This is a genomic window from Streptomyces fuscigenes, from assembly GCF_021556455.1.
GTDB classification, from domain to species: Bacteria; Actinomycetota; Actinomycetes; order Streptomycetales; family Streptomycetaceae; genus Streptomyces; species Streptomyces fuscigenes.
This window is the reverse complement of sequence record NZ_JAKGCV010000308.1, coordinates 1-6,676: the sequence shown is the minus strand read 5'-3', so window position 1 is coordinate 6,676 and position 6,676 is coordinate 1. Positions and strand designations below refer to the sequence as shown.

7 protein-coding genes are annotated in these 6,676 nt (G+C 74.1%); 6 read left to right on the top strand and 1 reads right to left on the bottom strand.

What is annotated here, in order from left to right:
* The 4 genes from L1885_RS20825 to L1885_RS20810 all read left to right on the top strand — a co-directional run.
* A partial coding sequence (locus L1885_RS20825; RefSeq protein ID WP_308117365.1) for an acyl-CoA carboxylase biotin carboxyl carrier protein subunit occupies positions 1-600 on the top strand: 600 nt, incomplete at its 5' end.
* Positions 601-677: 77 nt separating this feature from the next.
* Positions 678-1,598 (top strand): hydroxymethylglutaryl-CoA lyase, encoded by a 921-nt coding sequence (locus L1885_RS20820; protein ID WP_235798686.1) that lies wholly within the window; start codon positions 678-680, stop codon positions 1,596-1,598.
* A gap of 8 nt (positions 1,599-1,606) precedes the next feature.
* On the top strand, positions 1,607-2,767 hold the full coding sequence (locus tag L1885_RS20815; protein ID WP_235798685.1) for an acyl-CoA dehydrogenase family protein: 1,161 nt from the start codon (positions 1,607-1,609) through the stop codon (positions 2,765-2,767).
* Positions 2,768-2,989: 222 nt separating this feature from the next.
* Positions 2,990-3,730, top strand: a complete 741-nt coding sequence (locus tag L1885_RS20810; RefSeq protein WP_235798684.1) for a class I SAM-dependent methyltransferase — start codon at positions 2,990-2,992, stop codon at positions 3,728-3,730.
* 179 nt (positions 3,731-3,909) lie between these two features.
* On the opposite strand, the gene L1885_RS20805 is transcribed toward L1885_RS20810, so the two are convergent.
* The gene (locus L1885_RS20805; RefSeq protein ID WP_235798683.1) at positions 3,910-4,314 is read right to left on the bottom strand and encodes a hypothetical protein; all 405 of its coding nucleotides are present in this window, start codon (positions 4,312-4,314) and stop codon (positions 3,910-3,912) included.
* A 269-nt stretch (positions 4,315-4,583) separates the two neighbouring features.
* On the opposite strand from L1885_RS20805, the gene L1885_RS20800 reads away from it, so the two are divergent.
* Both L1885_RS20800 and L1885_RS20795 read left to right on the top strand, forming a co-directional pair.
* Complete coding sequence (locus tag L1885_RS20800) at positions 4,584-5,636, top strand: ABC transporter substrate-binding protein (protein WP_235798682.1); 1,053 nt, start codon at positions 4,584-4,586, stop codon at positions 5,634-5,636.
* Between the two features lies 1 nt (position 5,637).
* Positions 5,638-6,510, top strand: a complete 873-nt coding sequence (locus L1885_RS20795; protein WP_235798681.1) for a siderophore-interacting protein — start codon at positions 5,638-5,640, stop codon at positions 6,508-6,510.
* Positions 6,511-6,676 lie beyond the last annotated feature (166 nt).

Here is a 6,676-nt window from a genome sequence, read left to right as displayed (position 1 = left end):
GGGGGCGGCACGGACGGGGCCGGGTGGCGGGACCCGTTCGCGGCGGCCGACGGCTGGCGGCTCGGCGGAACGCCCGCATGGGTGCCGTACCACTTCCGTGTCCCCGGCGAGGAGCCCGTGACGGTGCGGGTGCGCGGCGGCGAGGTGCGGGTCGGCGACGCGGAGGCGCCGGTGGCGGCGCGGCTCGTGGACGGCGGCGGGCCCGGGGCCGACGGGTCCCCGGCGTACACGGGGACGGAGTACGCGGGCACGGTCCACCGGTTCGCGTGCGCGAGCACCCCGGACGGGGTGTGGCTCGGCCGCGACGGCGACAGCTGGGAGCTGCGCGACCACGACCCCGTCGAGGCGGGGCGCTCGGGCGCCGCGCTCGGCCAGGGATCGCTGACGGCGCCGATGCCCGGCACGGTCACGGTCGTGAAGGTCGCGAGCGGCGACACGGTCGAGGCCGGGCAGAGCCTCCTGGTCGTGGAGGCGATGAAGATGGAGCACGTCGTCTCCGCCCCGTACGCCGGCACCGTCACCGAACTCGACGTGCGGCCGGGCTCGACGGTCGCCATGGACCAGGTGCTGGCCGTCGTCACACCCGAGGAGGAGTCATGAGCGAGGAAGCGGGATCCGGCGGGGCGACGGACGCCGGGGGCGGGGCCGCGGGCGCCGGCCGGACGGCCGGCCTGCCCATGGCGGTGGCCTCCGAGGGCCTGCCGCCGCGCGTGCGCATCCACGAAGTGGGCGCGCGCGACGGCCTGCAGAACGAGTCCGCCGTCGTACCGGTCGAGGTGAAGGCCGAGTTCATCCACCGCCTGGCGGCGGCGGGCCTCACGACGATCGAGGCGACCAGCTTCGTGCATCCGAAGTGGGTGCCTCAACTGGCCGACGCCGAGCAGCTGTTCCCGATGCTGAAGGACCTCCTGGAGGTGGCTCTGCCGGTCCTCGTGCCCAACGCGCGCGGCCTGGACCGCGCCCTGGAACTCGGCGTCCGGCGCGTCGCGGTGTTCGCGAGCGCGTCGGAGTCGTTCGCGCGGGCCAACCTCAACCGCACGGTCGACGAGTCCCTCGCGATGTTCGGGCCGGTCGTCGCGCGGGCGCGCGAGCAGGGGATGCACGTGCGCGGCTACCTGTCGATGTGCTTCGGCGACCCCTGGGAGGGGCCGGTCCCCGTCCACCAGGTGGTGCGGGTGGCGAAGGCCCTGACGGACCTCGGCTGCGAGGAGCTGTCCCTCGGCGACACCATCGGCGTCGCCACACCGGGCCATGTGCAGAACCTGCTCGCCGAACTGAACGAGGAGGGCGTGCCGACCCATGTGATCGGCGTGCACTTCCACGACACCTACGGGCAGGCCCTCGCGAACACGCTGGCGGCACTCCAGCACGGGGTCACCACCGTCGACGCGTCTGCGGGCGGCCTCGGCGGCTGCCCGTTCGCCAGGAGCGCCACCGGCAACCTCGCCACCGAGGACCTCGTCTGGATGCTGCGAGGACTCGGCATCGAGACGGGCGTCGACCTCGACGCGCTGGTCGCCACCAGCAGTTGGATGGCCGACCGGCTCGGCCGGCCCAGTCCCTCCCGTACCGTACGGGCCTTGACCCACAAGGGGTGAACGACGCGATGTCCCTGGACCACACGCTTTCCGAGGAACACGAGGAACTCCGCCGGACGGTCGAGGAGTTCGCCCACGACGTGGTCGCCCCGAAGATCGGCGGCTTCTACGAGCGGCACGAGTTCCCGTACGAGATCGTCCGCGAGATGGGCCGCATGGGCCTGTTCGGGCTGCCGTTCCCCGAGGAGTACGGGGGCATGGGCGGCGACTACCTGGCGCTGTGCGTGGCGCTGGAGGAACTGGCCCGCGTCGACTCGTCGGTGGCCATCACCCTGGAGGCGGGCATCTCGCTGGGTGCCATGCCCGTCTTCCGCTTCGGCACCGAGGAGCAGAAGCGCGAGTGGCTGCCGAGGCTGTGCGCGGGCGAGATGCTCGGCGCGTTCGGCCTCACGGAGCCGGGCGCCGGCTCGGACGCGGGCGGCACGCGCACGACCGCCGTGCGCGACGGCGACGAGTGGGTCGTCAACGGCACGAAGTGCTTCATCACCAACTCGGGCACCGACATCACCGGGCTCGTCACGGTCACGGCCGTCACCGGCCGCTCCGAGAGCGGCAAGCCCCTCATCTCGTCGATCATCGTCCCGTCGGGCACGCCCGGCTTCACGGTGGCGCCGCAGTACTCCAAGGTCGGCTGGAACGCCTCGGACACCCGGGAGCTGTCCTTCGCCGACGTGCGGGTCCCGGCGGCCAACCTGCTGGGCGAGGAGGGCCGCGGCTACGCGCAGTTCCTGCGCATCCTGGACGAGGGCCGCATCGCGATCGCGGCGCTCGCCACGGGCCTCGCGCAGGGCTGCGTCGACCAGTCCGTGGCCTACGCCCGGGAGCGCCACGCCTTCGGCCGGGCGATCGGTGAGAACCAGGCCATCCAGTTCAAGATCGCCGACATGGAGACCAGGGCGCACATGGCCCGGGTCGGCTGGCGCGACGCGGCGTCCCGCCTGGTGAAGGGCGCGCCCTTCAAGAAGGAGGCCGCGATGGCGAAGCTGTACTCGTCCACGGTCGCGGTCGACAACGCGCGCGACGCCACGCAGATCCACGGCGGCTACGGATTCATGAACGAGTTCCCCGTGGCCCGGATGTGGCGCGACTCGAAGATCCTGGAGATCGGCGAGGGCACGAGCGAGGTGCAGCGCATGCTGATCGCCCGGGAGCTGGGACTGACGGGCTGAGCGGGCCGGGTGGGGCGGCGCGCCCCTTCGCGGGGACGCCGCCCGAGCCGGACGGGCCGCGCGGGCGGATGGTCTCCACCGGGCGGCGGCGGGGCTTACGGCGGCGGGGCCCGTGGAGGCCGGGCCGATCCGGGACCGGGCAAGGCCGAAGGCCAGGGCCGGGGCCGACCGGTGTCCCCATGGTGTTGACCGCGCCGGGCGCCCGGTGCTGGAGTCGGCACGGTGGACAGCATCCCCGCCAACCGGCGGCTCTGGAACCGGATCAGCAGCGCCTACCAGCACGAGCACGACCCGCAGATCGGCGCCGCACCCCGGCTGTGGGGCATGTACTCCGTCCCGGACGCGCGTCTGAACGCCCTGGGCGACGTCACCGGTCAACGCGTCCTCGAACTCGGCTGCGGCGCCGGCCAGTGGTCCAGGGCGCTCGCCGCCGAGGGCGCCACCGTGGTGGGGCTGGACCTGTCCGAAGCCCAACTCAAGGCAGCGGCCCGCGCGATGGGGGCGGCCCGGTACGCGCTGGTGCAAGGCGCCGCCGAGCGGCTCCCGTTCGCCGACGGCAGCTTCGACCTGGTGTTCTGCGACTTCGGCGGGCTCAGCTGGGCTCCCCCGCGGCGGGCCGTCCCGCAGGCCGCCCGCGTCCTGGGCAGGGGTGGACGCCTGGTGTTCAACGTCGCCGCCCCGTGGTTCGAAGCCTGCTACGACGAGGCCGCCGGCCGCGTGACCACGACGTTGCGGCGGGACTACTTCGGGCTGGACGCCGTCGCCGAGGGCGACGGCGCGACCAGCTATCAGCTCACCTACGGCGACTGGGTCCGCGTGCTGCGCGGGGCGGGTCTCGTCATCGACGACCTCGTCGAACCGCGGCCCGACCTCGGAACATCCAACGGATACAACGAAACCGACCCGCCCGACTGGGCACACCGCTGGCCGGCGGAACTCCTCTGGGTGACCCACAAACCGTAGGTTCCGCCGCGCCGGGACACAGACGTGCTCCCTCGCCGGTGTTCCCTGGCCGCACGGGCCCGGGTCGCGTTCGACCGCGGGGCCGTGACGCGAGCGGGGGAGGCGTACCCCGCGAGCGCCGCGTCGGAGGCAGCAACACGCCCCGCCCGCGGGGAGGGTGCGGCCGGGCGCGGGCCCGGCTACCCGTCGCCCGCCGCCTCGGCCCGCTTCGCCGCGGCCGCGTCCAGGAGGGACCAGCCGTCCATCTCCGCGAAGCCGCCGCCCCCGTCCTCCCACCCGGCCTCGCGGGCCGCGTCGAGCAACGCGCGGGCGGCGCCCGGTTCGTGCAGGTTCAGGCCGGAGCCGCGGATGAAGCCCACGTCCCCGGAGCCGAGGGGCGCCCCGCCGGGGACGTACCGGTCGGGGCCCTCGGCGAAGACGATGCGCAACCGGCCGCTCCCCGCGGGCCGGGGGCTCAGCGTGAGGGTCTGGCGGCAGTCCACGGGCCGTCCGGCGGCGTCCTTGCGGTGGCTGTGCCGCACCGTCCACATGTACTCACGGCCGTCGGCCACCAGCCTGCGGGGTTTGTCGTGACGACGGGGCATCGCGCCAGGTTACGGGCAGCGGCCCGGGGCGCAGAAGGGGATCGCCGTCCCCGCGCGGGGCGTGCCGGACCTGCGGCCGATCCCCGCCCCGCCCGCGCCTGCCTGCCCGCGGCTGCCTGCCCGCGGCTCCCGCACGCGCCGGCCGCGCCGGGGCGGGGGCCGGGGGTCGATAGCCAAGGAAGGTTAGGCTAACCTGTCTGGAACGTGCTCATCAGCCGGTCCTGGCCTCGCGTGTACCCGGACCGGCGCGACGAAAGCGGGACACCGCCATGCCCGACATCCGTACCGCCTCCCCCGTGGGACGCCGCGGCCTGCTCGCCGCGGGCGGCGCCCTCGGCCTCGGCGCGGCCCTGGCCGCCTGCGGCGGCAAGAGCGGAAGCAGCGGGGACAGCGGGAAAAGCACCTCGTCGAACGGCGGCGGCACGGCGAAGAGCGGTCCCTGGTCCTTCAAGGACGACCGGGGCGTGACGGCGAAGGCCGGTTCCACGCCGAAGACGATCGTCGCGTTCATCGGGACGGCCGCGGCGCTCCACGACTACGGCATCGAGGTCAAGGGCGTCTTCGGGCCGACCAAGAAGAAGGACGGCTCGCCCGACGTGCAGGCCGGCGACCTGGACGTGAACAAGGTCACGGTCCTCGGCAACGTCTACGGCGAGTTCAACGTCGAGAAGTACGCCGCCCTCGCGCCGGACCTGCTCGTCACCGAGCAGTGGCAGAAGGGCGAGCTCTGGTACGTGCCGGACAAGTCCAAGGCGCAGATCACGAAGCTCGCCCCGGTGGTGGCCCTGGAGGCCTCGCAGACCACCGTCCCGAAGGCCATCCAGCGCCACGAGGACCTGGCCGCCTCCCTCGGCGCCGACCTGAAGGCGAAGAAGGTCACGGACGCGAAGGCCGCCTTCGAGAAGGCCGCCGCGCGCCTGCGGGCCGCCGCGAAGGCCCGTCCCGAGATCACGGTGCTGATCGGCTCCGCGAGCCAGGACCTGTTCTACGTGTCGCTCGCGAAGATGTCCGCGGACACCGCCTACTACCAGCAGCTCGGCGTGAAATTCGTGACGCCGAAGGTCGACTCGCAGGGCTACTTCGAGGACCTGAGCTGGGAGAACGTCGGCAAGTACAAGGCCGACATCATCATGATGGACAACCGCTCCTCCGCGCTCCAGCCCTCCGCGCTCTCCGGCAGGCCCACCTGGGCGCAGCTTCCCGCGGTCAAGGCGGGGCAGGTCGTCCCGCGCGTGACGGAGCCCATCTACTCGTACGCGCAGTGCGCGCCGGTCCTCGACGCGCTCGCGCAGGCCATCGAGAAGGCGAAGAAGGTGAGCTGACATGACGACGACGCTCACCGCGGCCCTCAGCCCCTATCGCTTCTTCGAGGCGACCGTCGCCCGCACCCGCCAGGTCGGGCCGTCCACGCGCCGCGTGACGTTCGTCGGCGCGGACCTGGAGCACTTCGCCTCGCTGGGCCTCGACCAGAGCCTGTCGGTGTTCCTGCCCCGGCCGGGGCAGAGCGACCCGGTGCTGCCCCGGGAGCACGGCGACGGCTGGTGGGCCGCGTTCCGGGCGATCGACGAGGACGAGCGCGCGGTGATGCGCTCGTACACGCTGCGGGAGTTCCGCCGCGCGCCCGGGCGGCCGGAGGAGATCGACATCGACTTCGTCCTGCACGGCGACCTGGGGCCCGCGTCCCGCTGGGCCGCGCAGGCAGCGCCGGGACACCGGGTCGTCGTCCTCGGCCCGCGCGTGGCCGACAACGGGGCGGTGCGCTTCCGGCTGCCCGCCCACGCCGACTCGGTCGTGATCTGGGCGGACGAGACGGCCCTGCCCGCCGCGGAGTCCGTGCTGGCCGCGCTGCCGCCGGGGATCGCGGCCGACGTGTGGATCGACGTGCCCCGCATCGGAGACCGAAGGCCGCTGTACACGGCGGCGGACGCGCGCATCGCCTGGCTGGTGGGCGAGGAGGCGCCGGAGGCCCGGCGCGGTGAGCGGGCCCTCGCGGCGCTGCGGGCAGCGCCCCGCCGCGGCACCCGGCCCTACGCGTGGCTCTCCGGCGAGTCGGGCGCGGTGACGTCACTGCGCCGGCTGCTCGTGCGGGAGCGGAACGTGCCCAAGTGCGACGTGACGTTCGTGGGTTACTGGCGGCACGGGACGACGGAGGAGGAGCTGCGCGCACGCCGCGCGGCCGAGGCGCGCACCGCCTGACGGCCGGTGCGCCCGCCGCCCGCCTCCGCCCCCGGTTCCGTCGGCCCGCGCCACCGGTCCCTGCCTCCGGGGCACTGCCTCCGCCTCCTCCTGCCCCCGCGTCCGCGCGTCTCCCCCTTCCCCCCCTTCCCCTCCTCCTTCTCCCCCGTGCGATGCCGTCCCCGCG